The following is a 24161-nucleotide window of genomic DNA, read 5'->3' as shown; positions in this document are numbered from 1 at the left end:
CGGCCCGGCACCCGTGACGGGTGCCGGGCCGCGTCGTGCCGCCGGCTTCAGGCCGCGCGCCGGAGCGGCGCCGAGGCCGGGCAGGTCCACCGCATCTCGAGGTGCCGGTGACCGGCGGCGTCGACGACGGGGACCCAGCGCAGCTGCGGACGGGGATGCGTGTTCATGCGGAGCGGCCACCTCTCGTTCACCTGTTGTTCACCTGGTGACCGACCATCGTCCATCTCATGCCGGAACGGCAGCGACCGTTATGAAACCGTGATCCGCGTCGCCACGGTTGGCCCCGCCGGGCCGCGGGCATGCCGGGGCCAGCCGACCCCGTGGAGGACAGCCGCCGTGACCCGCCCCGACCGCCCGACGTCGTCCCCCCGCGTCCCGCCCACCCGGGTGGACGCCAACCGGCTGTGGGTCGACTCCCGGCCGCGGGCCCTCGTGCAGCGCCGGGTCGAGGCCGCCGAGCTGCGCCGGCTCGGCGGGCCGCAGACCGGCGGGCGGGTGCTGGAGCTGGGCACCGGGCGGCGCGGGACGGGGCTGCGCCTGGCGCTCGAGGTCTTCGGGGCGGCGCACGCCGACGGGGTCGAGCTGCACGCCGGCAGCGTGCGGGCCTGCCGGGCCGCGGTGGCCGACCTGGGGGACCGGGTCACCGTGGCGCAGGGCGACGCCACCCGGCTCGACGCGCCGGACGGCAGCTACGACGCGGTGTTCGGCTACCACGTGCTGCACCACGCGGAGGACTGGCGGGCCGTCCTCGCCGAGGCCGCCCGGGTGCTGCGACCCGGAGGCCGGCTCTACTCCTGCGAGATGACCGCCCGCTTCGTCGACAGCCGGCCGCTGCGCGCGGTGTCCTTCCACCCGGCCGACGGCGACCGGCCCACCCCGGAGGGCCTGGCGGTCGCCTGCCGCACCGCGGGCCTCGACGTCACCGGGCAGGCCACCCGGCTGGCCGGCTGCTGGACGGCGCTGGTCGCCGCCCGCCGGTGACCCGCCCGGCCCCGGACGCCGCCCGGCCCGGGCCCACCGTCCGCGCGGCCCTGCAGCTGCTGCGCCGCCACGCGGGGCCGGCCTACCTGGCCGCCGTCGCGGCGACGCTGGTCAACACGGTCCCCGACGTCCTCCGGCAGCTGCTGGTCCACGACGACCCGCGGCTGTCGGCGGCCCTGGTCGTCGACGTCGTCGGCTTCCTCACCGGCCTGGTCGCCCAGCTCTGGGTGACCGGGGCGCTCGCCGGGCTGCCGCGCGACGGCCGGCTGCGCGCGCGGGGGGCGCTGGGCCGGGGGACGGCGCTGGCCTGGCGCGCGGTGCGCACGGCGCCGGTGACGGTGCTCGCCGGTGTGCTGCTCGGCGGCGCGGTGTCGGCCCTGCTCACCGTTCCCGCCACGGTGGCCGCACTCGGGGTCGACGGGATGATCGGGCCCCTGGACGCCCCGTCCGCGGCCGCGTTCACCGTCGCCGCGGTCAGCGACGTCGTCGCCAGCGCGGTCACGCTGCCCTTCCTGGCCCTCGTGCTGGTCCTGGCCGGTTCGAGCCGGTCGCGCGCGGGCACGAGGGAGCCGTGAGCGAGGAGTGGGACGTCAGCCGCAAGGGCGTCGGGACGCTGTCGATCTGGCTGGGCACGGTCGCCCTGTTCGCCCCGCGGGCGATCACCCGGTGGCTGGGGGTGCGCGAGCCCGCCCCGCGGGGTGACCGGGCGCTGCCCCTGCTGGTCCGCCTGGTGGCGGCGCGCAACATCGCCATGGGGGCGGCGCTGCTGGTCAGCCCGGCCCCGCAGGCGCGCCGCACGACGGAGGTGACCCTGCTGCTGACCGCCCTGGACGCCGCCGCCGTGCTGGTGGCGCGCCGCGGCGGGGACGTCGCCCCGCGCAGCGCCGCCCTGTCGCTGGTGGTGCTGGGGACGGCGGCCGCCGGGGCGGTGCGCTGGCACCGGCGCTGACCGCGCGCACCGGCGGGCGGTGACCTACGGTCGGCGCCGTGGTCAAGCGCCTGGTCGTCGTGGGAGGGGACGCCGCCGGTGGCAGCGCGGCGTCGCAGGCCAGGAAGCGGGACCCCGGGCTCGACGTCGTGATGTTCGAGCGCGGCCGGGCCACCTCGTACTCCGCCTGCGGGATCCCCTACTGGATCGGCGGCGTGGTCGACAGCGAGGCGCAGCTCGTCGCCCGCACGCCCGAGCAGCACCGCGCGGCCGGCATCGACGTGCGGATGCGCACCGAGGTCGTCGGCGTCGACCTCGACCGCCGGGTGGTGCACTGGCGCGAGCTGGACGGCGACGGGCAGGGCCAGGAGCCCTACGACGACCTGGTGCTGGCCACCGGCAGCGTCCCGATGCGTCCACCGGTGCCCGGCATCGACGCCGAGGGCGTGCACGGCGTCCAGGTGCTCGACGACGGGGTCGCGCTGCGCGAGCAGCTCTCCCGCGAGGGCGTTCGCCGCGTGGTCGTGGTGGGCGGGGGTTACATCGGGCTGGAGATCGCCGAGGCGTGCCGGGTGCGCGGCCTGGACGTGACGGTCGTCGACCTCTCGGCCACCCCGATCGGCACCTTCGACCCGGACGTCGGCGCGCTGGTGGCCGAGGCGGTCCGCCGCGAGGGCATCCGGCTGGTCCTCTCCGACCCGGTCACCGCCATCGAGGTCGACCGCACCGGCCGGGCGCGCGCGGTGCTCACGAGCAGCGGCCTGGAGCTGCCTGCCGACGTCGTCGTCCTCGGGCTCGGGGTGCGACCGGACGTGCGGCTGGCCCGGGAGGCCGGCGTCCCCCTCGGCACGTCGGGCGGCATCGCGGTGGACGCCCGCATGCGCACCCAGGCCGAGGGCGTGTGGGCGGCCGGGGACTGCGTGGAGTCCCGGCACCGGCTGTCGGGCCAGCGGGTCGTGGTGGCCCTCGGGACCCACGCCAACAAGCAGGGCCGGGTGGCCGGGATCAACATCGGGGGCGGCTACGCGACCTTCCCGGGCGTCATCGGGACGGCGATCACCAAGATCTGCTCCCTGGAGGCCGCCCGCACCGGGCTGTCCTCGGAGGAGGCCGAGCAGGCCGGCTACTCCTTCGTCACCGCGGCGGTCGAGTCCACGACGAAGGCAGGGTACTTCCCGGGCGCCCAGCCGATCCGCGTGAAGATGATCGCGGAGCGGCGCAGCGGCCGGCTGCTGGGTGCCCAGGTGATCGGGGAGGCGGGCTCGGCCAAGCGGATCGACGCGCTGGCGATCTGCATCTGGAACGAGATGACCGTCGACGAGGTCCTCTCCCTCGACCTCTCCTACGCCCCGCCCTTCTCCCCGGTGTGGGACCCGGTCCTGATCGCCGCCCGCAAGGCCTTCGAGGCGGTGGAGGAGGACATCCGCGGCCTGCTGTGACGGGACGGGCACCCCCTCAGCGGGACGGGTCGGCGGCGTACCAGTCGGCCAGCCGGGCGAACCCCTCGTCGAGCGGCACCCGCGGGGCCCAGCCCAGGGCCTGCCGGGTGCGCCGCTGGTCGAACCAGTGCGCGGTGGCCAGCTGCCCGGCCAGGAAGCGGGTGAGCGGCGGGGTGTCCCGGCGGCCGGTCGCGGCCCACACGCCCTCGGCCAGCGCGCCGGCCGCCCAGGCCACGGGCAGGGGCACCGAGCGGCGCGGCGGCCGGGCGCCCGCCGCGCCGCACAGCGCGGTGATCACCTCGCCGACCGGCCGGGGCTCGCCGTTGGAGACCACGAGGGCCTCGCCGTGCACGGTCGCGTCGACGGCCGCGACGAGGGCGTCGGCGGCGTTGTCGACCCAGGTGGTGTCGACCAGGGCGGCCCCGGTGCCGACGACGGGCAGCCGGCCGGCGCGGGCCCGGGCGACGATGCGCCCGACCAGCTGCGGGTCGCCCGGCCCCCACACCAGGTGCGGGCGCACGGCAACCACCGCGGTCGGGGTGGAGTCGGCGGCCAGGGCCAGCCGCTCGGCCAGCGCCTTGGACCGGGAGTAGGCGCCCCGGGCCGACGTCGGGTCGGCCGGGCCGGCACCCACCCCGACCAGCGCGGCACCGGCGTGCGCCACCGACGGCGAGGAGACGTGCACCAGCCGGCCGACCCCGGCCGCGCGGCAGGCGTCGACCACCGTGCGGGTGCCGGTCACGTTGGCGTGCAGGTACTCCCGCCAGGGGCCGGTGACGTCGACCTTGGCGGCCAGGTGCACGACGGCGTCCTGGCCGCGGGCGGCGCGCCCCACCACGTCCGGGTCGGCGACGTCGCCGAGCACCTCGCGCAGCGGCAGCCCGGCCGGCCGGCGCTGGAGCACGGTGACCTCGTCCCCGCGGGCGGCCAGGGCGGTGGCGGTCGCCCGGCCGAGCATGCCGCTGGCCCCGGTGACCAGGACCCTCATCCGATGCCGACCCTCACGGCCGGCGGGACCCGGCCAGGTACCGCGCCGCCCGGCGGGCCACGAGCGCGCGGTCGACCTTCGACTGGTGGCGGACGTCGACCGGCAGCCGCTCGGTCACCAGGACGGCGGCCACCGGGGATCCGGCCGCCGTCCGCACCGCGGCGGCGAGGTCGGCGCCGGCCAGCCGCAGCCGGCCCGCCCGCCGGCCGGGGGGCCGGGCCTCCCCGGACGGGACGACGACGGCGACCAGGGCCTGCGTCCCGGCCGGGCCCACCCCGACGGCGGCGCAGGCGGTGACGCCGGCCAGCCGCTCCACCCGCTGCTCGACGCCGACCGGCGCCACCGGGCCGGCCGCGGTGGTCACCACGTGCGGCAGCCGACCGGCGATCCACAGCCGGCCCTCGGCGTCCAGGGCCCCGACGTCGCCGGTGCGGTGCCAGCCCGGGTCCCGGGAGGCGGCCCGCTCGGTCAGCCAGAGCGCGTCGTAGCGGTCCTTGACGTGCGCGCCGCGGACGCAGACCTCGCCGAGCACGCCGGGCCCGGCCGTCAGCGGCCCGTCGGCCCGGCCGAGGGCGTCGAGCGGGCTGACCCGCACCTCGACCCAGGCCAGGGGGCGGCCGACGCACACGCCGTCCCCCTCGCCGGCGGCCTCGACCTCGGCCAGCGACACGTCGGTGACGGGCAGCGCCTCGGTCATCCCGTACGGGGTGTGCGGCTCGGCCGCCGGGAGCACGGTGCCCACCGCGCGCAGCAGCGCCGCGGGGACGGGGGCGCCGGCGCTGACCAGCAGCCGCACCCGGGCCAGCGCGGCGCGCCGGTCAGCGGTGAGGTCGCCGGCGGTGGCGACCACGCGGCGCAGCGCGGCCGGCGAGGCGAAGACCGCGGTGGCCTCCGCCGCGGCGACCGCGTCGGCGAGGGCGGCCGCGGTGAGCGACCCCGGAGCGGTGACGTCCACGTCGGGGACCGCGGTGCCGATGCCCAGGCCCGGCCCGAGCAGGGCGAAGGGCGCGAAGGCCGCGACCAGCCGGTCGTCCGCGGTCAGCCGGTAGGTGCCGCGGACCAGCTCGAGCTGGGCGCGGGCCTGCCGGTGGGTGTACACGACGCCCTTGGCCGGGCCGGTGGCGCCGGAGGTGAACAGCACGGCGCAGTCGGCGTCCGGGTCGGCGACGGGGGGCGGCGGCGCGCCCCGGCCCCGTGCGGCCAGCTCGTCGAGGGTGGCCTCGACGCGCAGCGCGCGGCGGGCGGCCGCGGGCAGCGGACCGGCGGCGATGCGCCGGCCGGGCAGCCGCATGAGGCGGGCGGCGGCCAGCCCGGCCCGGCTGCCGACGACGACCGCCGGGGCGGCGCTGCGCAGCGCCCGCCGCATGCCGCCCAGGCCCAGCCCCTTGTCGGCGACGACGACGACCCCGCCGGCCCGCCACACCGCGTAGACCACGGCGGTGAGGTCGGCCGACGGCTCGACCAGCAGCGCGACCCGGGACCCGGGCCGCACCCCGGCCGCGGCCAGCCCGGCGGCGAGCTCGGCGACGCGGCGGGCGAGGGCGTCCCACCCGGTCGCCCGGCCCCCGGCCTCGACGACGGCGGGGGAGGGGTCGCCGGCCCGCTCCTCCAGCGCCGCCCAGAGCGGCGCCGGGGCGGCGCCGGGCCGGGGGCGGGACGCCGACGGATCCCCGCCGAGCCCGGTGACCCAGTCGGCGACGGCCGCTGCGTACTGCGGGGCGTCCTCGGGTAGCAGGTGCGAGGCGCCCTCGAAGCGGTGCAGGGCCGCGTGCGGCAGCCGCTCCCGCAGGTCGGTCAGGTAGCGCTCGCCGAACACCGGGTCGCGCGGCCCCCACAGCAGCAGGGCCGGGACGTCGAGGCCGCGCACGCCCTCGGCGATCTCCTCCTGCACCGGGCGGGAGGGGTGCCCGGGGGCGAACGGGATGTCGGCGACGAAGTCGCCGACGGCGCGGCGCCGGGCGGCGGTCCGGTAGGGGGCGGCGAAGGCGTCGCGCACGGCCGGGGGCAGCGGCGGGCGGGACAGCGCGGTGGTGGCCCGCACGAAGACCGGGGTGCCGACGGTCACCGCCGCGCGGACCCCCGGTGCGTGCGCCATGCGGATGAGCGCCGGGCCGCGGTCGCCCTCGGGCATGGCGACCGCGGTGTTGGCCAGCACGACGCCGCGCAGCTGCTCCCGGTGCGCCAGCGCCCAGCCGAGGGAGACGATGCCCCCCCAGTCGTGGCCCACGGTGACCACCGGGCCGGTCACCCCCAGGGCCGCGGTGAGGTCGCCGAGGTCGGCCACCCGCTCGGCGAGCGTGCGCGGCCGGTCCAGGCGCTGCGACCAGCCCATGCCGAGCTGGTCGGGGGCGATCACCCGCCAGCCGGCCGGCCGCGCGGCCAGCAGCCGACGCCACAGGTAGGACCAGGTGGGGTTGCCGTGGACGCACAGCAGCGTCCCGGCCGCCCCGCCGTCCGCCCCCGTGTCGAGCACGTGCCAGAGGTGCGTGGCGCCGGTCCGGTCGGTGACCGGGACGTGCCGGGACCAGGCCGGGTCGAGCCCGGGGAGGTCGGTCTCGGGGCGCGGGGGTGCCGCCGTCACCAGGCGATCTCGAGGCAGGAGGCGTTCAGGCCCGAGCCGATGCCCATGAGCAGCACGCGGTCCCCGGCGACCAGCGACTGCGCCTCGCCGGCGAGGGTCACCGGCACGGAGGCCGGGCCCAGGTTGCCGCGGGTGGGGAAGGTGCGCGGCACCAGGCCGGGGTCGACGCCGAACCGGTCGCACATCGCCTGGGTGTGCACCTTGGAGACCTGGTGCATGACGTAGCGGGTCATCCCGTCGGCCCAGTCGAACTGCCCGCGCGCCTCCTCCCACATGTCGAGGGAGAGGGCGATGCCGGCGTCGAGCAGGCCCTTGAGGTCGGTGCGCATCTCGTCGTTGTCGCCGGTGCACAGCTCGTGGTGCTCGGTGCCGGCGCGGCTGACCGAGCCGACCAGCCGGTGCCCCTCGGGGTGCAGGTCGCTGCGGCCGAGGACCATGGCCACCGCGCCGGAGCCGAGGGTGAGCGTGGCGAACTGGGCGAGCACGTCCCGCGACACCGTCTCCGGCCGGGACAGCCGCTCGAGGGTGCGCTCCTGCACCGGCCGGGAGTCCTCGCCGTTGACGACGAGGGCGTACTGCACCCGGCCGGCGTCGATCATCGCCGCCGCGAGCTCCATGCCGTTGACGAAGCCCAGGCAGGCGTTGGTGATGTCGAAGTTCTGGCAGGACCGGGGCAGGCCGAGCGCGCTGTGCACCGCCACCGCGGTGGAGGGCTCCAGCCAGCGGCGGCTCACCGAGGTGTTGACCATGAGGCCGATCGCGGCGGGGTCCACCCCGCTCTCGCTGATCGCCTTGGCCCCGGCCATGGCCGCGCCGTCGACGAAGGTCACCCCGTCGGCCCACCAGCGCCGCTCGCGGATGCCGGCCAGGCGCTCCAGCAGCCCCGGCCGCAGGCCCACCTGGCGGTAGGTGCCGGCCAGGCGATCGTCGATCTCGTCGGAGGTCACCACGCGGGTGGCGTCCTCGGTCGCGACGGAGAGGACCGAGGTGTTGGCGAAGTGGTGGGTGGCGTTGCCGGTCACGCGTGGCCTCCAGGGCGTTCTGAGGAGGGCCGACCCGGGTGCGTGCCGCCCTGTCCGGTCGGCGCTACCCCGTCGCGCCGCCGCTATGCGGCGTCCTCGCCGCGCCGGACCAGCGTAACCGCCTGGTCCCGGACGTCACGCCGGGACGGCGGGACCGGTCACCTCCCCGACCAGCCGCCCGACGAGCGCGCAGGCCGCCCCGGCGTCGAGCCCGGCCCCCTCGGCGAGGGCGGCCTCGTACGCGGCGGCGTCCAGCCCGGCGCGGGCGGCGGCGACGTAGCGCTGCCCGTCCAGCGGGTCCATCCGCAGCGGGTCGTAGCCGATCAGCCGCGCCGAGGCCTGCACCGCGCCGAGCAGGACGGCGGCCTCGGTGTGCCGGCCGGCCGCGGCGGCGGCCCCGACGGCGGTGAGCAGCCCGGCCAGGGTGCCGGTGGCGTCGCCCTCCCGGTGGGTGAGGTCGACCATCCGCCACAGGTTGACCAGCGCCTCGCCCGCCCGGCCGAGGTCGACGAGCACCTTGGCCCGGATCCAGAGCACCGAGGAGTGCGCCCACGAGTGGCCGAGCTCGAGGGCGAGGTTCTCGGCGGCGTCGAGGTGGGCCAGCGCCCCGTCGACGTCGCCGGCCACCCGGGAGAACTGGCCGAGGGTCATGGCGATCTCGACCTGCACCCACTCGATGCCCGAGGCCTGCGCCAGCTCGAGACCGCGGGTGATGTCGCGGGTGACGGCGCCGTCCTCGTCGGACCCGCCGAGCAGCGCCCGGACGAAGCCGCGCAGCACCAGGGCGAGGGCCAGGACGCCGTCCCGCTCGTCCCGGGCCGCGGTGACGATCTCGTCGGTGCGGGCGAAGATGGAGGTCACGTCGCCGGAGAGGTAGGCCAGCAGCGCGTCGCCCAGGAGCGCGCCGCTGCGCACGTGCGGCGCGGCCTCCGGCGTCGCGTCGAGCGCGGCCGCCAGCCAGCGCCGGCCCTCCTGCACGTGCCCGCGGCGGTACCACCACCAGGCCAGGGCGGCACCGATCCGCAGCGCGGTCTCGCCCTGGCCGGTGGCCAGGGCGTGCGCCAGGGCCGCCCGGATCGCGGGCTGCTCGGCGTCGAGCCGGCGGGCGCTCGCGGTCCACTCCGGCCGGCGCAGCGTCGGCTCCAGGCGCTCGGCGAGGGCGAGGACGAACGCGGCCTGGCGGTCGCGCAGGAGGCGGCCGGTCGCCGGGGCCAGGCCCTGCTCGGCGTACTGCCGCAGGGTCTCCAGCATCCGGTACCGCCCGGCGGCGTGGTCGAGCTCGACCAGCGACTTGGCGACCAGCTCCCGCAGCAGCTCCAGCGTGCGGCCCTCCACGTCCGGGCCGGCGACGGCGTCGACCGCGTCGGGGGCGAAGCTGCCGGGCAGCACCGACACCGCGCGGAACACCGCGAGCTCGGCCGGGCCGAGCAGGTCGACGCTCCACTGCACGGTGGCCGCCAGGGTGCGCTGGTGCGGGTGGGCGGTGCGCCGGCCGCCCGACAGGAGCGCGAACCGGTCGTCGACCCGGGCGGAGACCTCGGCCAGCGGCAGGGTGGTCAGGCAGGCGGCGGCCAGCTCGACGGCGAGCGGGAGCCCGTCGAGGGCGGCGCACAGCTCGCGGACCTGCCGCAGCTCCTCGGCCGAGGGGTCGGCCAGGTGCGGTGCGGCGAGGCGGGCGCGGTCGAGGAACAGCTGCTCGGCGTCGCTGCCCGGGGTCCCGGCCGGCATGGGACCGCACGGCAGCACCGCCTCGCCGGGCAGCCCGAGCGGCTCGCGGGAGGTGGCGAGCACCCGCAGGTCGGGGCAGCGGGGCAGCAGCGCGGCGCAGACCTCCGCGGCGGCCTCGACGACGTGCTCGCAGTTGTCGAGCAGGAGCAGCAGCGGCCGGTCCTGCAGCGCGGTCGCGATCGCGCCGAGCGGGTCGCCCGCGGTGAGGCTCACCCGGAGCACGGTGGCCACCTGGGCGGCGACGAGGTCGGGGTCCTCCACACCGGCGAGCTCCACCAGCGCGGCCGGCGGCGAACCGGCGGGCCGCCGGCGCGCCGCCTCCAGGGCCAGCCGCGTCTTGCCGCTGCCGCCGGGCCCGACGAGGGTCACCAGCCGCTGCGCGGCCAGGGCCCCGGCGAGGACGTCGAGCTCCCGGGCGCGCCCGACGAAGGCGGTGAGCGGCACCGGCAGCGGCGGCGGAGCCGGTGCGGCGGGTGGCGCGGGCGCGGCGGGCGCGGGTGCGGGCTCCGGCGGCGCGGGGGCGGGCCCCGGCGGCGCGGGGGCGGCCAGGTCGGGGTCCTGGCGGAGCATCCGCGCGTGCAGCTCCTGCAGGGGGCGCCCGGGGTCGACCCCCAGCCCGTCGGCGAGCAGCCGGCGGCCCTCGGCGTAGACCTCCAGCGCCTCGGCCTGCCGGCCGGCCCGGTAGAGCGCGAGCATCAGGGAGGCGCGCAGCCCCTCGCGCAGCGGCTCGGCGCGCACCAGCTCGCGCAGGTCGTCGACCAGCTCGGCGTGCCGGCCCAGCCGCAGGTCCAGCTCGGCGGCCAGCTCCCGGGCGTCGAGGCGGGCCTGCTCCAGCCGCTCGGCCTCCTCGACGGCGAAGGTGGCGGCCACGTCGGCGTAGGCGGGGCCGCGCCACAGGGCCAGCCCCTCGGCGACCGCGGCTCGCGCGCCGGCGACGTCCCCCCGGGCGGCCAGCTCACGGGCGCTGCGGACCAGGCGGGGGAAGCGGACGGCGTCGACGTCCTCGGGGTCGACGGCCAACCGGTACCCCGGCTCCCGGGTGAGCAGCAGCGTCCACGCGCCGCCGGCGTCGGGCTCCAGCTCGCGGCGCAGCCGCGAGATCACCGCCTGCAGGGTCGCCGAGACCGCGGTGGGCGGCTGCCCGCTCCACACCCGGTCGGCGAGCACGTCGACGGCCACGGTGCGCCCGGCGTCGACGAGCAGTGCCGCCAGGACGGCGCGGTGGCGTGGCGTCTGGGCCGCCAGGGGGCGGCCGTCGCGCCACACCTCGACGGGCCCGAGCACGCGGAACGAGGTGACGGACATCGCGCGGGATCCTAGGGCCGCCGACCGCGATCCAGGGCTTTCCTGCACGTCACCGGGTCGTGAACTCCCCCTCTCGTACACCTCACCGGGGGCGCAAGCGCCCGACAAGGTGACGCCAAGGGCCGGCGGCGACCCTCCAGGTGTCCGATCCCCGCCGCCCGGAGACGCCCCCCATGCACCCTGCGCCCGCCGTCCTGCCGCCCGACCTGGCCGCCCTGCTGCGCGGCCGCCTGTCCCCGTCGGCCGGGCTGACCGACGGCGCGGTGGTCCGCCCGGCCGGGCCCGAGGACGTGGTCGCCGCCGTCCGGCTGGCCGGCCGGCACGGCGTCGCGGTCGCCGTGGGCGGGGACGGCGTCCCCCCGGCGGCCGGGCGGCTGCTGCGCGTGGACCCGTCGGCGCTCGACGGGCTCGACGTCTCCGCCGGCGGGTGGGCGCGGGTGGGGGCCGGCGTCCGGTGGCAGCGGCTGCTCGACGCGGCGGCGCCGCTGTCCCTGGCCCCGGTCACCGGCGCCTCCCCGGCCGAGCGGGTGGCGGACTCCGTCACCGGGGGCGGGGTGGGGCCCCTGGCCCGCACCTACGGGCTCGCCTCCGACCGGGTGCGCGCGGTGGAGCTGGTGACCGGCGACGGCGTGCTGCGGCGGGTGACGCCGGACAGCGAACCGGAGCTGTTCTGGGCGGTCCGCGGCGGCGGCGCCGCGCTCGGGGTGCTGACCGCGGTGGAGGTCGACCTGCTGCCGGTGGGCCCGCTGTACGCGGGGGCGCTGCGCTGGCCGGCGTCGGACGCCGCCGCCGTGCTGCGCGCCTGGGGTGCGTGGGCGGCGACCCTGCCCATCCAGGCGGGGACGGCCGCGGTGCTGCACCGGCCGCGGCGCGGTGCGGCGGGGGTGGCGGTGCGCTTCGCCTGGGCCGGCGAGCCCGACGACGGCGCCGACGTGCTGGCCCCGCTGCGGGCGGCGGCCCGGCCCTCGGGTGACGACGTGGGGGTGCGGACCTCCGCGCAGCTCGAGGTGCACCCGGCGGGCCCGCGGCGGGCGGTGGAGTCCTCGCTGCTACTCGACGCGCTGCCCGAGCAGGCCCTGGGCCCGCTGCTGCGCGCGGCCCGCGGGATCCCGCCGCGGCTGCTGGAGCTGCGGCTGCTCGGCGGGGCGGTGTCCTGGCTGCCGCAGCGGCCCAGCGCGGTCGGGTCCCGGGACGCGCGGCTGGCGCTGCGCGTGGTCGGGGGTGCCGGGGCCGACGAGCGGGCGGCCACCCGGGCCTGCGCCGACGAGCTGGCGGCGGCGCTCGGACCGCTGACCGGCGGACGGGCGCCGGCGCACGGCAGCGGGCCGAGCCCCGACGTCCTCGCGCGCACCCCCGCACCCGCCGTCCGGGACCGGCTGGCCGCCGTCGCGGCCGCCACCGACCCGCACCGCATCCTCGAGGGCGCGCGTCCGGGGTTGCCGGTGCCCGTGCCCCGCTAGGACACCCCGGCGAGCTCGGGGCGGTCGGCCAGCCAGCGGCGGGCGACCGCCTCGCCGGCGGCGAGCAGGTCGGCGGTGCGGGTGGTGTCCCGCGGCCCGGTGGGCAGCACGTCGAGCAACCCGCCGGCCCAGGCGTCGGCGACGTGCGGGAGGACGTGCACCCGCGGGTCGTCGAGCGCCTCCCGGACCGCGGCCCGGTTGGCCGCGGCCCGGGCCACGGTGAACGACTGCAGCACGGCGTCGAGCGCGCCGAGCCCGGCCTCGACCGGCGGCACGTACGGGTCGCGGTCCGCGGCGACGGGGACACCGCAGGCGTGCACCCCGAGGACGTCGGAGGCGGCGGCGCAGACGTCGACCCGCCCGGTGACGGGGGCCAGGCCGCAGTCGAGGACCAGCACCCGGTCGCCCGGCGCGGCCCGCTCGAGCGCCGCGCCGACCGGGACGCCGTCGAGGATGCCGCCGTCGACGTGCGCGTGCCGGTCGCCGAGGACCACGGGCCGGAACAGCCCGGGGAGCGCGCAGCTGGCGACGAGCGCGTCGGCCAGGTCGCCCTCGTCGTGCCGGCGGGCCAGGCCGCAGTCCAGGCAGGTGGTGGTGACCGTCAGGGGGACGGCGAGGTCGCCGAGGTCCCGGGCGGCGACGTGCTGCCCGACCAGCCGGCGCAGCGGCCGGTCGTCCAGCAGTGCGCCGCCGCGGCGCAGCGCTCGGGCCAGGCCGCGGGCGCGCGCCGCCGCGCCGGGACGCAGCACCCGCCCCATCGCCGGGTCCCGCCAGAGCCCGGCGAGGTCGCGGGCCCGGGTGGCGGTCGGGTCGGCGGCGAGGTAGGCGGCGTTGACCGCACCGACGGAGCTGCCGTGCAGCAGGTCGACGGTCACGCCCCCGTCGAGGAGGGCGAGCAGCGCGCCGGCCTGGAAGGCGCCCATCGCGGCGCCTCCGCCGAGGACCACGTGGGTGCGGGAGGGCATCCCGCCATGGTGCCGCACCCGTCGCGGGGGTCGCCGGGCGCTGGGCCGACGGGGCCGGGCACGGGATCGGGGCCGGGGACGGCGGTGCGGGGCGCGGGATGCCGGGGATGGGCGGGCGGGCGCGGGATCGGCGGGCGAGGAATTGGAAGCTGTGCCCACCTCCGGAGCCCGCGGACGTGGGCACAGCTTCCTATCCCTCGGGGCTGGGCGGGCAGTCGGGGGCGCCGGCCGGGGCCAGGGCGGCGGTGAGCGCGGCGGGGTCCGGGGCCGGGACGGGCGTGCCCGGGCCGAGGACCAGCGTCAGGTGCGGGACGTCGCCGGCCGCGGTGGCGACCCCGAGGACGGCGGCCAGCGTCGCGGCCACGGCCTCCTGGTCGAGCGGGTGCAGGAGGACGGTGGGCGTGCCGTCCGCGGTCGTGCGCACCGCGCCCAGGACGGCCCCTCCGCCGCTGACGAGGACGGCGGCCGCCTCGGCCCGGGCGGGATCGCCCGCCGTGCCCACGACGTCGACGACCACGGGAACGGGCTCGGCCGGGCAGGCGTCGGCGGCTGCGGCCGGTTCGGCGGCCGGTGCCGGGTCGGTCGTGGGAGGTGCCGGTTCGGTCGTGGGCGGCACCTCCGTCGGCGGCGGTGGCGCGGCGGGGGGTGTCTCGGTGGGAGGTGTCTCGGTGGGAGCCGCCGGTTCGGTCGGCGGTGCCGGTTCGGTCGTGGCCGACGGCTCGGAGGAGGGTGCCGGCTCCGGGGAGGGCGTCGGCTCGGCCGGCGGGACCTCGGTGGTCGGGACCTCGGCGGTCGGAGCCGGGTCCGTGGTCGGGGGTGCCGGTTCGGTGGTGGGCGCCGGTTCGGTGGCCGGTGCCGGCTCAGTGGTGGGCGGTGCCGGCTCCGTGGTGGGCGGTGCCTCGCCGGTCGGCGGCGCCGGGTCGCTGCCGGATGGTGCCGGTTCGGTGGTCGGCGCCTCCATCGCGGGCGCCTCGGTCGTCGGCTGCGGGTCCGTGATCGGCGGGACCTCGGTGCTCGGTACCGGCTCGGTGGTGGTCGGAGCCGGGTCCGTGCCGGGTGGCGCCCCGGTCGTGGGCGGGGTGGGGGGCGGCGCCTCGGTCGTCGTCGGCGCCTCGACCACCGGCGGCGCCCCGATCACCGGCGGCGCCCCGATCACCGGCGGCGCCTCGACCACCGGCGGCGCCCCGATCACCGGCGGCGCCTCGATCACCGGCGGCGCCTCGACCACCGGCGGCGCCTCGACCGGGGGCGGCGCCGGCTCCGCGGGCACGGGATCCGGGGTCGGCGCGGGCGGTGCAGGCGGTGCGGGTGGTGCGGGCACGGGCAGCGCGGGCGGCGTCGTCCCGGCATAGGTGGCGGCCAGCGCCAGCACCGTGGTCACGTACTCGGTGGAGTGGTTGTAGGCGAAGACGGCCCGCGCCCGGTCGGCCGCCGTCGTCAGGTCCCGCCCGCCGGAGCACAGGTAGGCGGCGGCGCCCGCGGCGGCGTCGTGGATGTCGAAGGGGTCCCGCAGGCCGTCGCGGTCGCCGTCCCGCCCGGAGAGGGCCCAGGTCGACGGGATGAACTGCATCGGACCGACGGCCCGGTCGTACCGGGTGTCGCCGTCGTAGCGGCCGTCGTCGGTGTCCAGGATCAGGGCGGTCCCGTTCCCGTCGAGGGCCACGCCGATCACCCGTGGCGTCGACCGGCCGTCGGTGTGCAGCACCGCCCCGCCGAAGCGGCCGTGGTTGGACTCCACCCGCCCGATGGCCGCCAGCAACGCCCAGTCGATGCCGCAACCGGACGGCGCCCCCTCGGCCGCCGCCCGGTAGGCCTCCATCGCGGTGGCCGGGATGCCGCGCCCGGCGAGCGCCGAGACGTCGGGGGGTGCTGTGGTGGCCGGCCCCGGATCGGGTGCGTCCACGGGGCCGGGCCCGGCCGGTGCGGGGTCCGCCGGTGCCGCGGACGGCTCCGGGCCCGACGGCGTGCCCGACGGCTCCGTGCCCGACGGCGGGATGTCCGACGGCGCGGTGCCGGACGGCGCTGCGGCCGGCAGCTCCGCAGCCGGCAGGTGCCCGGCCCGGAGCCGGTGCAGCACCGGCAGCTCCGTCGGCGGGGCGGGGGAGACCGTCGCCGCCGCCGGGCGGGTGCCGGCGGAGGGGGCCCCCGAGTGGGGGACGACGGCCAGTGCGACCGCGGTGACCCCCGCGGCCAGCCCGAACGGGACGTGCCGGCGCCCCCTCATCGGGCCGGCAGTCCCACGCCGCCGACCCCCGGGCGGTTCCCGGTCCGCGTCCGCCCCTCGACCATGGCCGTCCCCCGTGTCGCCGTGCTGCCGGCACCCCGGTTCCCTGCGCGGGGCCACCCAACTCCCGCTGTCCGCGCGTCGGGAAGGCCCTCCGTCGCGGCCCGGGCCCGCCCCGTCGGTCGTGCCTGTCGGTCACCGGCCGTGCGCGGTGGGTGCTCGAAGCCGGGGCCGAGGTTCCTTCCGGAACCCGTCGGTGCCGAGGAGCGTGGGGCCGCGCCCGCCGGTGCCGCGGGCGACCGACGAGGGGGAAGGGCGTGCCGTGGCCGGTCGGATGCCCGTGCCCGCGGCGGGGACCGCCGCGCTCGTCACCGGTGCGTCGTCGGGCCTCGGGGCGGAGCTGGCCCGTGCGCTCGCCCGCCGCGGTCACGACCTCGTCCTGGTCGCGCGCCGGAGGGACCGGCTGGAGGAGCTGGCCGCCGGGCTGGCCGCCGACGGGGTGCGGTGCGCCGTGCTGCCCCGCGACCTGACCGACGCGGGGGCGCGCGAGGGGCTGCCAGGGGAGGTGGCCGCGCACGGCGTGGAGGTGACCGTCCTGGTCAACTGCGCCGGCGCCGCGACGGCGGGGGAGTTCGCCGGCGTCCCGGTGCCGCGGCAGGTGGCCCATCTCCGGCTCGACCTGGAGGCGGCCGTGGACCTCTGCGGCCGGTTCGTCCCGGGCATGGTCGCCGCGGGTCGTGGCGGCGTGCTCGACGTGTGCTCGCTGCTGAGTGTCGTCCCGATGCCCCGGATGGCCGTCCACGCGGCGGCGAAGGCCGCTCTCCTGTCGTTCAGCGAGGCGCTGCACGCCGAGCTGCGGCCGGCCGGCGTCGCCGTCACGGCGCTGTGCCCGGGCACCGTCCGGACGGAGTTCATGGAGCGGGCCGGGCTGGGCGAGGCGGTCGGGCAGTTGCCGGCCTGGGCCCTGGACGACGGCCGCCGGGTCGCCGAGCGGGGGCTGCGCGCGCTCGACGAGGGCCGCAGGGTGGTCGTGCCGTCGCCCCTCTACCGGCTGTCGGTGGCCGCCCTGCGCACGGCGCCGCACGGCCCCCTGGTCGGTGCGCTGGCCCGCCGCTCCCCGTTCCCCGCGCGCGTGGGGCCGGTGAGCGAGCGACCGGAGGGAGAGGCGGCCACCAGCGCAGCGGCCGACGCTGCGGGTCAGTAGTAGGGGTAGCCCGGGTAGGTGTAGCCCGGCCCCCAGAACGGCGGGTGCCCCCACCAGCCGTAGAGGCCGGCGTAGTACCCGGGGTCGTCCCCGAGGTCGGGGTCGTAGGGCGGAACCGTCGCCATCTCCTCGCGGTCCCGGCCGATCCGCACGCGGTCGCCCTCGAGGGCGACGACGGCGTCGACCGGGATGAGGTAGTGCCGGGCGCCGATGCCCAGGACCCCACCCTCGCTGACGCGCAGGAAGCGCACCCGGCCCTCCCGGTCGTCCACCAGCAGGTCGTCGACCCGACCGAGGTCCTGGTCGAACGGGTCCACGACGCGGCGGCCGCGCACGTCGGCCTCGGGGTCGGCGACGGTCCGGTCGGTGTCGGTGAGCCGGACCAGCCGGCCGATGTCGTCGGTCATCGCTCCTCCTCCCGGGACGGCTCACGGCAGCCCTACCCCGTTCCCGGGGGCGGGCACGCCCGCAGCGCCCGCCTGGTTCACTGGTGGTTGAGCGTTGAACGGCAGACCGGCCGGGCGGCGACCCGCACCCACCCAGGGAGGACGCACCGTGCACCTCGGCGTCGACAGCTTCGTCTCGGCCGTGACCGACCCGCGGACCGGCCACGTCGTCGGGCCGCAGGAGCGCATGGCCCACCTGCTCGAGGAGATCGAGCTCGCCGACCGGGTGGGCCTGCACTCCTTCGGCATCGGCGAGCACCACCGGCCCGAGTACTACGACTCCGCGCCGCCGGTGATCCTCGCCGCGGCGGCCGCGCGCACCTCCCGCATCCGGCTCGGCAGCGCGGTGGCCGTGCTCTCGGCCGCCGACCCGGTCCGGGTGTTCCAGCAGTTCGCCACGCTGGACCTGATCAGCGGCGGGCGGATCGACCTGGTGGTCGGGCGCGGGTCGTTCGTCGAGGCCTTCCCGCTCTTCGGCCTGTCGCTGGCCGACTACGACGAGCTCTTCGAGGAGAAGCTGGACCTGCTGCTGCGCATCCGCGCCGGCGAGCAGGTCACCTGGTCGGGCCGGCACCGCCCGCCGCTGACCGGTCAGGGGGTGTACCCGCGGCCGGTGCAGGACCCGCTGCCGGTGTGGGTCGGCGTCGGCGGGACGCCGGAGTCCTTCCTGCGGGCGGGGCTGCTGGGCCTGCCGCTCATGGTGGCGATCATCGGCGGCGAGCCCCGCCGCTTCGCCCCGCTGGTGGACCTCTACCGCCGGGCCGGCGAGCGCGCCGGGCACACCCCCGACCGGCTGCGGGTCGGGCTGCACGTCTTCGGCTTCGTCGCCGAGAGCACCCGGGCCGCGGCCGACACCATCTACCCCGGCTGGCACGAGATGTTCACGAAGGTCTCCGCCGAGCGCGGCTTCGCCCCGCCCACCCGCGCGCAGTTCGACGCGACCAGCGGCCCGGACGGTGCCTTCTTCATGGGCGACCCCGACACCGTGGCCACCAAGCTGCGCCGGGTCTCCGAGCAGCTCGGCGGGGTGGACCGGGTGGCGCTGCAGATGACCAACCCGCGCCTCGCGCACGAGGACCTGCTGCGCGGTATCGAGCTGCTCGGCACCGAGGTCGCGCCGAAGGTCGCCGACCTCTGACGCCCTCCAGGTACCGGCCACCAGGGCGCCGCCGGAAGGGCAGGTAGACCGACCGCACCGTGCTCGTGGGCTGACGACCGGAGCCCACGTGTCCGGAGCCCACGCGTCCGGAGCGCCCGCGGGCGCCCTGCCCCCGGTCCAAGGACCCTTCCTGCCCTGGCGTCGCAAACCGAGACTGGGTCTCCCGCAATGGGGCAGTCAGGTACTCGACGGTGCTGGGACGACCATGAGCAGTGATGAGACCCCTCCGGATGCGCGTACGTCGGCCCCGGCTGCGGAAGCGCCTTGGTGGCGTCGCGCCAGCGCCGCCGTCATCGGAGCCGGGACGCTCGCCAGCGCCGTCACGGCGATCATCGCTCTCTGGCCTGATCCGGATCCAGTGGACAGGGTGGCGATCACCTCGGCGCACCTGAGATGGCCTCAACCGCTCAGCAGCTACGTCGCGACAGCGACGATCGACCCGATCGACGGGACGAGCGGACTGAACCTGATCGCACCTGCTGCGGGCCTGCTGGTACCCGCGGCGACGGCCGCGACCGTCAGCGACGAAGGTGATGCGACGACCGGCAGCCCCAGCGGGACGACGGACCAGCTGCCGACGGCGACGGCTGGGGGGCCGACGGCGACGGCTGGGGGGCCGACGGCGACGGCTGGGGGGCCGACGGCGACGGCTGGGGGGCCGACGACGACGGCTGGGGGGCCGGGGACCACGACGGGTGAGGTGCCGGGGACCACGACGGGTGAGGTGCCGGGGACCACGACGGGTGAGGTGACGACGAGCTCCAGCGGTGCAGGATCCGAGGAGACCTCGGGTACGAGCACGGGGACCGACACGTCCGAGCCCGACGACTTCGTGGCTACGACGGCACTGCCCTACATCCTCCAGCTCCCGGAGGATGAACGGGAAGAGCTGTGGAACGAGATCGCGTCGGAGTCGGCTCTGGACGCCTAGCTCCTCCCTCAGTTCCTGGAGGACCCGGGCACGCCGTCCGAGGGCGCCGACCCGGGTACGCCGTCCGAGGGGTCCGGCCCCGGCGCGCCGTCCGGGGAGGCCGATCCGGGTGTGCCGTCCGACGCCCGGAGCCGTGATCTCCCCGCTTCGGTCGTCCTGGCCCTCACCCAGGACACAGTGGACGCGCAAGGACAGCCGGTCCCCGCAACGGTGGCTGCCGAGCGGCTGGCGAGCAGGCTCGACGTCGTCCGCAGCGTGCCCAAGGCCGGCAGACGTGACCCCGTAGGGGTCGTCGCGACGATCAACTTCGAGGTGGAAGGCCTACGTGGTCGATCGCTCGTTCTCTACTGGCGCCTCCTGCCAGCGGGAGAGGGCGTCGTCGTTCCCGATCAGTGGGCACAGCCGACACCGGCTGCCAGGCTCACGGCCGGTACAGAATCGGACACGGGCGTCCTCGAGATCTGGGTGCCGTTGCCGGCGGCGGGGGGCCAGTACACGTTGGATCTCTTCGTGCTGATCGAACCCGAGCACGCCCAGTTGGCCAGTTTCCGCACGGATCCCTTCGGCTGAGCACGTTCGTCCTCCGACGCTCGTTCGGGCACGCAGCCCTGCGTCGCTCAGCGCGCGAAACCGGCGGTGGAGGCGGCCGGCTCACCCGCCGGAGAGGAGCGCCCGGACGGCGTCGATGGTGTCGGCCTCCGCGGCCGTCTTGTCCGGCCGGTAGCGCACGACCCGCGCGAAGCGCAGCGCGACCCCGCCCGGGTAGCGGGGGCTGCGCTGGGCGCCGTCCAGGGCGACCTCGACCACCAGCTCGGGCCGCAGCTCCAGCCCCCACGGCGCCTCCGCGCGGGCGTGCTCCGGGAAGGTCCGGGTCTGCCACCCCAGCAGCTCGTCGGTCATCCCCTTGAACGTCTTGCCCACCATGACCGGCTCGCCGCCGTCCGGGTCGCGGGCGCCGAGGTGGATGTTGGACAGCGTGCCCGTGCGCCGTCCGTACCCCCACTCGGCACCCAGCACGACCAGGTCGAGGGTGTGCACCGGCTTGACCTTCTGCCAGGCCCGGCCGCGCCGGCCGGCCGCGTACGGGGCGGTGAGGTCCTTGACGACCACGCCCTCGTGCCCGGCGGCCAGCGCCTCGTCGAGCACGCCGGCCGCCTGCTCGGCCGTGGGACGGCGGACGCCGGGCATCCGCAGCGGCGCGTGCTCCGCCCCGGTCAGCAGCCCGGCCAGGGCGTCGAGGCGGACGTCGAGCGGCTCGTCGAGCAGGTCGCGCCCGTCGAGGTGCAGCAGGTCGAAGAAGAACGGGCTGAGCAGGACCCCGGCGTCCGGGGCGTCGCTGCCGAACCGGCTCATCGTGTCCTGGAAGGCCCGCGGGCGGCCGTCGTCGTCCAGCGCCAGGGTCTCGCCGTCGAGGATCGCGGTGCGGCAGGGCAGCGCGCGGACCCGGTCGACCAGCTCGGGCACCCCGCCGGTCACCTCCCGCAGGCTGCGGGTCCAGACCCGCACCGCGTCGCCGTCCCGGTGCACCTGGATGCGGGCGCCGTCGAGCTTGTGCTCGACGGTCACCGCGGTGCCGAGATCGGCCAGCGCCGCATCCAGCGAGGAGCCGGGGGCGGCGAGCATCGGCCGGACCGGCCGGCCCACCTCCAGCCGGGCCGCGGCCAGCGCCGGCTCCCCGCCGGCGAGGGCGGCCGCCGCCGTGCCGGGCAGGCTGCCGGTGAGCATGAAGGCGCGGCGGGCGGCCGCGGGCGGGACGTCGGCGGCCGCGGCCACCGCGTCGAGCACCACTCCCTCGAGGGCGCCCTGCCGGAGCTCGCCGGTGAGCAGCCGGACGAGGAAACCCTGCTCGTCGGCGGTGGCGGTGCCCAGCAGCTCCGCGAGGGCCGCCTCCCGGCGCGCGGCCGACCCGGTGCCTGCCGTCCCGGCGAGCGCGGTGAGGGCCGCGTCGACGGCGGCGACGGTGAGGGACGCCGCTGCGGCCGGGGTCGGGGCCTGCCGGGAGAGGGTCCGCCACCCGACGCCGAGCCGGCCCTGCAGCGGCTCGCCGGCCAGCCACGCGGTGACCGCGCGCACCTCGTCGGCACCGGCCCGGCGCAGCACCCCGGCGATCGTCGCGGTCTTCGCCGAGCGGGCGCGGGTCGCGGTGACCGCGGCGGAGGCGGCGACGACCTCGGCGAGCAGCACGCGGCCATCGTGGCAGCCGCGGGTGACACCCGGCCCGCTCGCCGTGCCGACGGCCCGGGCCGGGGTCACCATGCACGTGCACGGCCACGCACCGGCCCAGGGAGGCACCATGGCCGATTCCGGTACCGAGGGGTTCGTCCGGACGCTGGGGCGCTGGGACGTCCTGGCCGTCGCCTTCGGGGCGATGATCGGCTTCGGCTGGATCGTCCTCACCGGTGGGTTCCTCCAGGACGCCGGCACGCTCGGGGCGGCGCTGGCGTTCGTCATCGGCGGCGTCGTCGTGGCCCTCGTCGGGCTCACCTACGCCGAGCTGGTCTCGGCGATGCCGCACGTCGGCGGGGAGCACAACTACGTGCTGCGCGCCCTCGGCAGCCGGCCGGCGTTCGTCACCTCGTGGGCCCTGGTGCTCGGCTACGTCTCCGTGGTCGCCTTCGAGGCGGTGGCCCTGCCGCAGACGGTGCTCTACCTGTTCCCCGACATGCTCGCCGGCCGGCTGTGGACGGTCGCCGACTACGACGTGTACGCCAGCTGGGTCGCCGTCGGTGTCCTCGCCGCGGTGGTGATGACCGGGCTCAACTACGTGGGTGTGCGGCCGGCGGCGGTGTTCCAGGCGATCGCGGTGCTCTTCCTGCTGGCCGTGGGGCTGGCGCTGGTGCTGGGCAGCGTCGTCGGCGGGGACACCGAGAACATGCAGCCGCTGTTCACCGGCGGCGCGGCCGGGCTCATCGCGGTGCTGGTGGCCACGCCCTTCCTGTTCGTCGGGTTCGACGTCATCCCGCAGTCGGCCGAGGAGATCCACCTCCCGTACCGGAAGATCGGCCAGCTGCTGCTGCTCGCGGTCGGCATGGCCGTCGCCTGGTACGTGCTCATCATGCTGACCGTGGGTTCGTCCCTGCCGGCGGCCGAGCTGGCCGGTTCCGAGCTCGCCGCCGCCGACGGCATGGCCGCACTCTGGGGCAGCGACCTCATGGGCAACGTGCTGGTGCTCGGCGGCATCGCCGGGATCCTCACCAGCTGGAACGGCTTCCTCATCGGGGCCAGCCGGTTGCTGTTCGCCATGGCCCGCTCGGGCATGCTGCCCGCCTGGTTCGGCCGGCTGCACCCCCGCTACCGCACCCCGGGCAACGCGCTGCTGTTCATCGGCGGGCTCTCGGTGCTGGCCCCCTTCTTCGGCCGGCCCGCGCTGGTGTGGATGGTCGACGCCGGCGGCCTGAGCATCGTCATCGCCTACGTCATGGTGGCGCTGTCCTTCGTCGTCCTGCGCCGCCGCGAGCCGGCGATGGAGCGCCCGTTCCGGGCGCCCGGCGGGGCGGCCACCGGTGTGGTGGCCGGGCTGCTCGCGCTCGCCCTGGGCACGCTCTACCTGCCCGGCATGCCCGCCGCCCTGGTGTGGCCCTACGAGTGGGTGGTCGTCGCGGCGTGGTGGCTGCTGGGCCTGGTCTTCGTGCTCCGGGTGCCGTCGGTGGGGCCCGGACCGGACGCCGAGCAGCGCGTGGTCGCCGCCCGCGCCCGCTGAGCCGTCGACTCCGGGGCGGGGCCCCGCGGTGCGGGCACCGCGGGGTCCCGGGTCACCGCCGGGCGGGCGGGCTCAGACGGCGCCCTCGTTGTGCGGCTCGATGCTCGCCGAGGGGTCGACGCCCTCGTCGGCGGCCGGCTGGACCGGGCCCTCACCGGGCTCGGAGCCGCTGCCGGCGGCCGTGTTGCGGGACGAGCGTTCCGGATCGGTGACGTCCGTGGTCGTCGGCGCCTGCCCGATGCGCTTGGCGGCGTCCCCTGTCCCGGTCTCCTCGATGTCGCGCTCGCTCACGTGTCCTCCATCGGGTCGGTGCGTTCCGTGCACCGGGGCCCTACCCGCTGGGGGCGCGGGCACCCGCCGGGGGAGGGATCGATCAGCCGGGGGCCGCGGCCACCCGGTCGGCCACGAGGGCGGCGACGTCGTCCGGCCGGCTCACCGTCGGGCAGTGCCCGCCGGCCCACTCCAGCCGCCGGGTCGCCCGCGCGGCCATGGCCCGCTGCAGCTCGGGGTGCACCACCTCGTCGGCCGTGCAGACCACGTACGTCGAGGGCACCGTCCGCCAGGCGACCGCCTCGGGCGTCCCGCGGAAGACCGCCCGCCCGACCGGGCGCAGCCGGGCCGCCGCCGCGGCGGCGGCATCGGGAGGGGCGTCCGGGTAGAGCAGCGCGGGCCCCAGCTCCGGGTCCAGCGCCACCTCGTCGCGCTCGCGGTCCACCCGCAGCGCCTCGCCCAGCCGGGTCTGCGGGTGCTCCTGGTCCGGCAGGACGCGGCTCACCGACTCGCCTTCGTCGAGGCAGAAGGCGGCCAGGTAGACCAGCTCCCGCACCGCCGGGTGGACGCCGGCCGCGGTGACCACCGCGCCGCCGTAGGAGTGCCCCACCAGCACCGCGGGGCGGTCCAGGCCGTCGAGCGCGTCGAGGACCGCCCGGGTGTCGGTGGCGAGGTCGGTGAGCGGCAGCTCGACGGCGACGGCGTCCACCCCCCGGTCGGCCAGCGCGGCCCGGACGGCGTCCCAGCTCCAGGCCCCGTGCCACAGGCCGTGCACCAGCACGGCTGCCGGGGTGCTCGTCGTCGCGTCGTCCGTTCCGTCGTCCACGGGC

At 78.0% G+C, this 24161-nt stretch carries 20 protein-coding genes; 10 read left to right on the top strand and 10 right to left on the bottom strand.

All coding sequences use genetic code 11. The annotated features are described in order from the left end of the window. The first annotated feature begins 336 nt into the window (after positions 1–336). Genes ACI8AC_RS21160 through ACI8AC_RS21145 form a run of 4 tightly spaced genes read left to right on the top strand, consistent with a single transcriptional unit; the run spans position 337 to position 3348 of the window. Positions 337–981 (top strand): class I SAM-dependent methyltransferase, encoded by a 645-nt coding sequence (locus ACI8AC_RS21160; RefSeq protein WP_456899816.1) that lies wholly within the window; start codon positions 337–339, stop codon positions 979–981. Further along, entirely contained in the window at positions 978–1556 is a 579-nt protein-coding gene (locus tag ACI8AC_RS21155; RefSeq protein WP_456899815.1) for a hypothetical protein, read from the top strand. The genes ACI8AC_RS21160 and ACI8AC_RS21155 overlap by 4 nt, the downstream gene beginning before the upstream one ends. After that, positions 1553–1930 carry a DUF4267 domain-containing protein gene (locus tag ACI8AC_RS21150; RefSeq protein WP_456899814.1) on the top strand — a complete coding sequence of 126 codons (378 nt, stop codon included), beginning with the start codon at positions 1553–1555 and terminating at the stop codon, positions 1928–1930. Before ACI8AC_RS21155 ends, ACI8AC_RS21150 begins: the two co-directional genes overlap by 4 nt. 38 nt (positions 1931–1968) lie before the next feature. Continuing rightward, on the top strand, positions 1969–3348 hold the full coding sequence (locus ACI8AC_RS21145) for an FAD-dependent oxidoreductase (RefSeq protein ID WP_456899813.1): 1380 nt from the start codon (positions 1969–1971) through the stop codon (positions 3346–3348). Between the two features lie 16 nt (positions 3349–3364). Here ACI8AC_RS21145 and ACI8AC_RS21140 read toward each other — a convergent pair whose 3' ends face one another. The 4 genes from ACI8AC_RS21140 to ACI8AC_RS21125 all read right to left on the bottom strand — a co-directional run bounded on the left by ACI8AC_RS21140 (position 3365) and on the right by ACI8AC_RS21125 (position 10972). Further along, the gene (locus ACI8AC_RS21140) at positions 3365–4336 is read right to left on the bottom strand and encodes an NAD-dependent epimerase/dehydratase family protein (RefSeq protein ID WP_456899812.1); all 972 of its coding nucleotides are present in this window, start codon (positions 4334–4336) and stop codon (positions 3365–3367) included. A gap of 13 nt (positions 4337–4349) precedes the next feature. Then, positions 4350–6917, bottom strand: a complete 2568-nt coding sequence (locus tag ACI8AC_RS21135) for an alpha/beta fold hydrolase (RefSeq protein ID WP_456899811.1) — start codon at positions 6915–6917, stop codon at positions 4350–4352. Next, a complete protein-coding gene (locus ACI8AC_RS21130) occupies positions 6914–7939 on the bottom strand; it encodes a 3-oxoacyl-ACP synthase III (protein WP_456899810.1) in 1026 nt (341 codons plus the stop codon). Before ACI8AC_RS21130 ends, ACI8AC_RS21135 begins: the two co-directional genes overlap by 4 nt. 135 nt (positions 7940–8074) lie before the next feature. Next, positions 8075–10972, bottom strand: coding sequence for a BTAD domain-containing putative transcriptional regulator (locus ACI8AC_RS21125; RefSeq protein ID WP_456899809.1), 2898 nt, complete (start codon positions 10970–10972; stop codon positions 8075–8077). A gap of 173 nt (positions 10973–11145) precedes the next feature. Between ACI8AC_RS21125 and ACI8AC_RS21120 the strand changes: the two genes are divergently transcribed. After that, positions 11146–12432 carry an FAD-binding oxidoreductase gene (locus ACI8AC_RS21120; RefSeq protein WP_456899808.1) on the top strand — a complete coding sequence of 429 codons (1287 nt, stop codon included), beginning with the start codon at positions 11146–11148 and terminating at the stop codon, positions 12430–12432. Here the strand turns inward: ACI8AC_RS21120 and ACI8AC_RS21115 are convergent. Together ACI8AC_RS21115 and ACI8AC_RS21110 are read right to left on the bottom strand one after the other, a co-directional pair. Continuing rightward, positions 12429–13397 carry a patatin-like phospholipase family protein gene (locus ACI8AC_RS21115; protein ID WP_456899807.1) on the bottom strand — a complete coding sequence of 323 codons (969 nt, stop codon included), beginning with the start codon at positions 13395–13397 and terminating at the stop codon, positions 12429–12431. The genes ACI8AC_RS21120 and ACI8AC_RS21115 overlap by 4 nt on opposite strands. A 190-nt stretch (positions 13398–13587) precedes the next feature. Next, positions 13588–15621, bottom strand: coding sequence for a lytic murein transglycosylase (locus ACI8AC_RS21110; RefSeq protein ID WP_456899806.1), 2034 nt, complete (start codon positions 15619–15621; stop codon positions 13588–13590). A 334-nt stretch (positions 15622–15955) separates the two neighbouring features. Between ACI8AC_RS21110 and ACI8AC_RS21105 the strand changes: the two genes are divergently transcribed. After that, the gene (locus tag ACI8AC_RS21105; RefSeq protein WP_456899805.1) at positions 15956–16825 is read left to right on the top strand and encodes an SDR family NAD(P)-dependent oxidoreductase; all 870 of its coding nucleotides are present in this window, start codon (positions 15956–15958) and stop codon (positions 16823–16825) included. Here the strand turns inward: ACI8AC_RS21105 and ACI8AC_RS21100 are convergent. Further along, positions 16819–17232, bottom strand: coding sequence for a PRC-barrel domain-containing protein (locus ACI8AC_RS21100; protein WP_456899804.1), 414 nt, complete (start codon positions 17230–17232; stop codon positions 16819–16821). The genes ACI8AC_RS21105 and ACI8AC_RS21100 overlap by 7 nt on opposite strands. 148 nt (positions 17233–17380) lie before the next feature. On the opposite strand from ACI8AC_RS21100, the gene ACI8AC_RS21095 reads away from it, so the two are divergent. The 3 genes from ACI8AC_RS21095 (at position 17381) to ACI8AC_RS21085 (ending at position 19931) form a co-directional block, all read left to right on the top strand. Then, complete coding sequence (locus tag ACI8AC_RS21095) at positions 17381–18409, top strand: LLM class flavin-dependent oxidoreductase (protein ID WP_456899803.1); 1029 nt, start codon at positions 17381–17383, stop codon at positions 18407–18409. A 388-nt stretch (positions 18410–18797) separates the two neighbouring features. Continuing rightward, on the top strand, positions 18798–19361 hold the full coding sequence (locus ACI8AC_RS21090; RefSeq protein ID WP_456899802.1) for a hypothetical protein: 564 nt from the start codon (positions 18798–18800) through the stop codon (positions 19359–19361). A gap of 111 nt (positions 19362–19472) precedes the next feature. Next, positions 19473–19931, top strand: coding sequence for a hypothetical protein (locus ACI8AC_RS21085; RefSeq protein ID WP_456899801.1), 459 nt, complete (start codon positions 19473–19475; stop codon positions 19929–19931). 81 nt (positions 19932–20012) lie between these two features. On the opposite strand, the gene ACI8AC_RS21080 is transcribed toward ACI8AC_RS21085, so the two are convergent. After that, positions 20013–21545, bottom strand: a complete 1533-nt coding sequence (locus tag ACI8AC_RS21080; protein ID WP_456899800.1) for an ATP-dependent DNA ligase — start codon at positions 21543–21545, stop codon at positions 20013–20015. 109 nt (positions 21546–21654) lie between these two features. Here ACI8AC_RS21080 and ACI8AC_RS21075 point away from each other — a divergent pair, with 109 nt between their 5' ends. After that, positions 21655–23061: an APC family permease gene (locus tag ACI8AC_RS21075; RefSeq protein ID WP_456899799.1), complete on the top strand. Its 1407-nt coding sequence runs from the start codon at positions 21655–21657 to the stop codon at positions 23059–23061. 72 nt (positions 23062–23133) lie between these two features. Here ACI8AC_RS21075 and ACI8AC_RS21070 read toward each other — a convergent pair whose 3' ends face one another. Both ACI8AC_RS21070 and ACI8AC_RS21065 read right to left on the bottom strand, forming a co-directional pair. Continuing rightward, positions 23134–23352: a hypothetical protein gene (locus ACI8AC_RS21070; protein ID WP_456899798.1), complete on the bottom strand. Its 219-nt coding sequence runs from the start codon at positions 23350–23352 to the stop codon at positions 23134–23136. An 82-nt stretch (positions 23353–23434) separates the two neighbouring features. After that, positions 23435–24157: an alpha/beta fold hydrolase gene (locus tag ACI8AC_RS21065; RefSeq protein ID WP_456899797.1), complete on the bottom strand. Its 723-nt coding sequence runs from the start codon at positions 24155–24157 to the stop codon at positions 23435–23437. Positions 24158–24161: the final 4 nt, after the last annotated feature.

This window comes from Geodermatophilus sp. SYSU D00758 (genome assembly GCF_054049955.1).
This window is presented reverse-complemented; position numbering and strand designations above follow the sequence as displayed.

Excerpts from the sequence above, each read along its gene's own strand:
- ACI8AC_RS21140 (WP_456899812.1), bottom strand. The coding sequence starts at position 4,336 with ATGAGGGTCCTGGTCACCGGGGCCAGCGGCATGCTCGGCCGGGCGACC.
- ACI8AC_RS21125 (WP_456899809.1), bottom strand. The coding sequence starts at position 10,972 with ATGTCCGTCACCTCGTTCCGCGTGCTCGGGCCCGTCGAGGTGTGGCGC.
- ACI8AC_RS21120 (WP_456899808.1), top strand. The coding sequence starts at position 11,146 with ATGCACCCTGCGCCCGCCGTCCTGCCGCCCGACCTGGCCGCCCTGCTG.
- ACI8AC_RS21115 (WP_456899807.1), bottom strand. The coding sequence starts at position 13,397 with ATGCCCTCCCGCACCCACGTGGTCCTCGGCGGAGGCGCCGCGATGGGC.
- ACI8AC_RS21110 (WP_456899806.1), bottom strand. The coding sequence starts at position 15,621 with ATGAGGGGGCGCCGGCACGTCCCGTTCGGGCTGGCCGCGGGGGTCACC.
- ACI8AC_RS21105 (WP_456899805.1), top strand. The coding sequence starts at position 15,956 with ATGCCCGTGCCCGCGGCGGGGACCGCCGCGCTCGTCACCGGTGCGTCG.
- ACI8AC_RS21100 (WP_456899804.1), bottom strand. The coding sequence starts at position 17,232 with ATGACCGACGACATCGGCCGGCTGGTCCGGCTCACCGACACCGACCGG.
- ACI8AC_RS21075 (WP_456899799.1), top strand. The coding sequence starts at position 21,655 with ATGGCCGATTCCGGTACCGAGGGGTTCGTCCGGACGCTGGGGCGCTGG.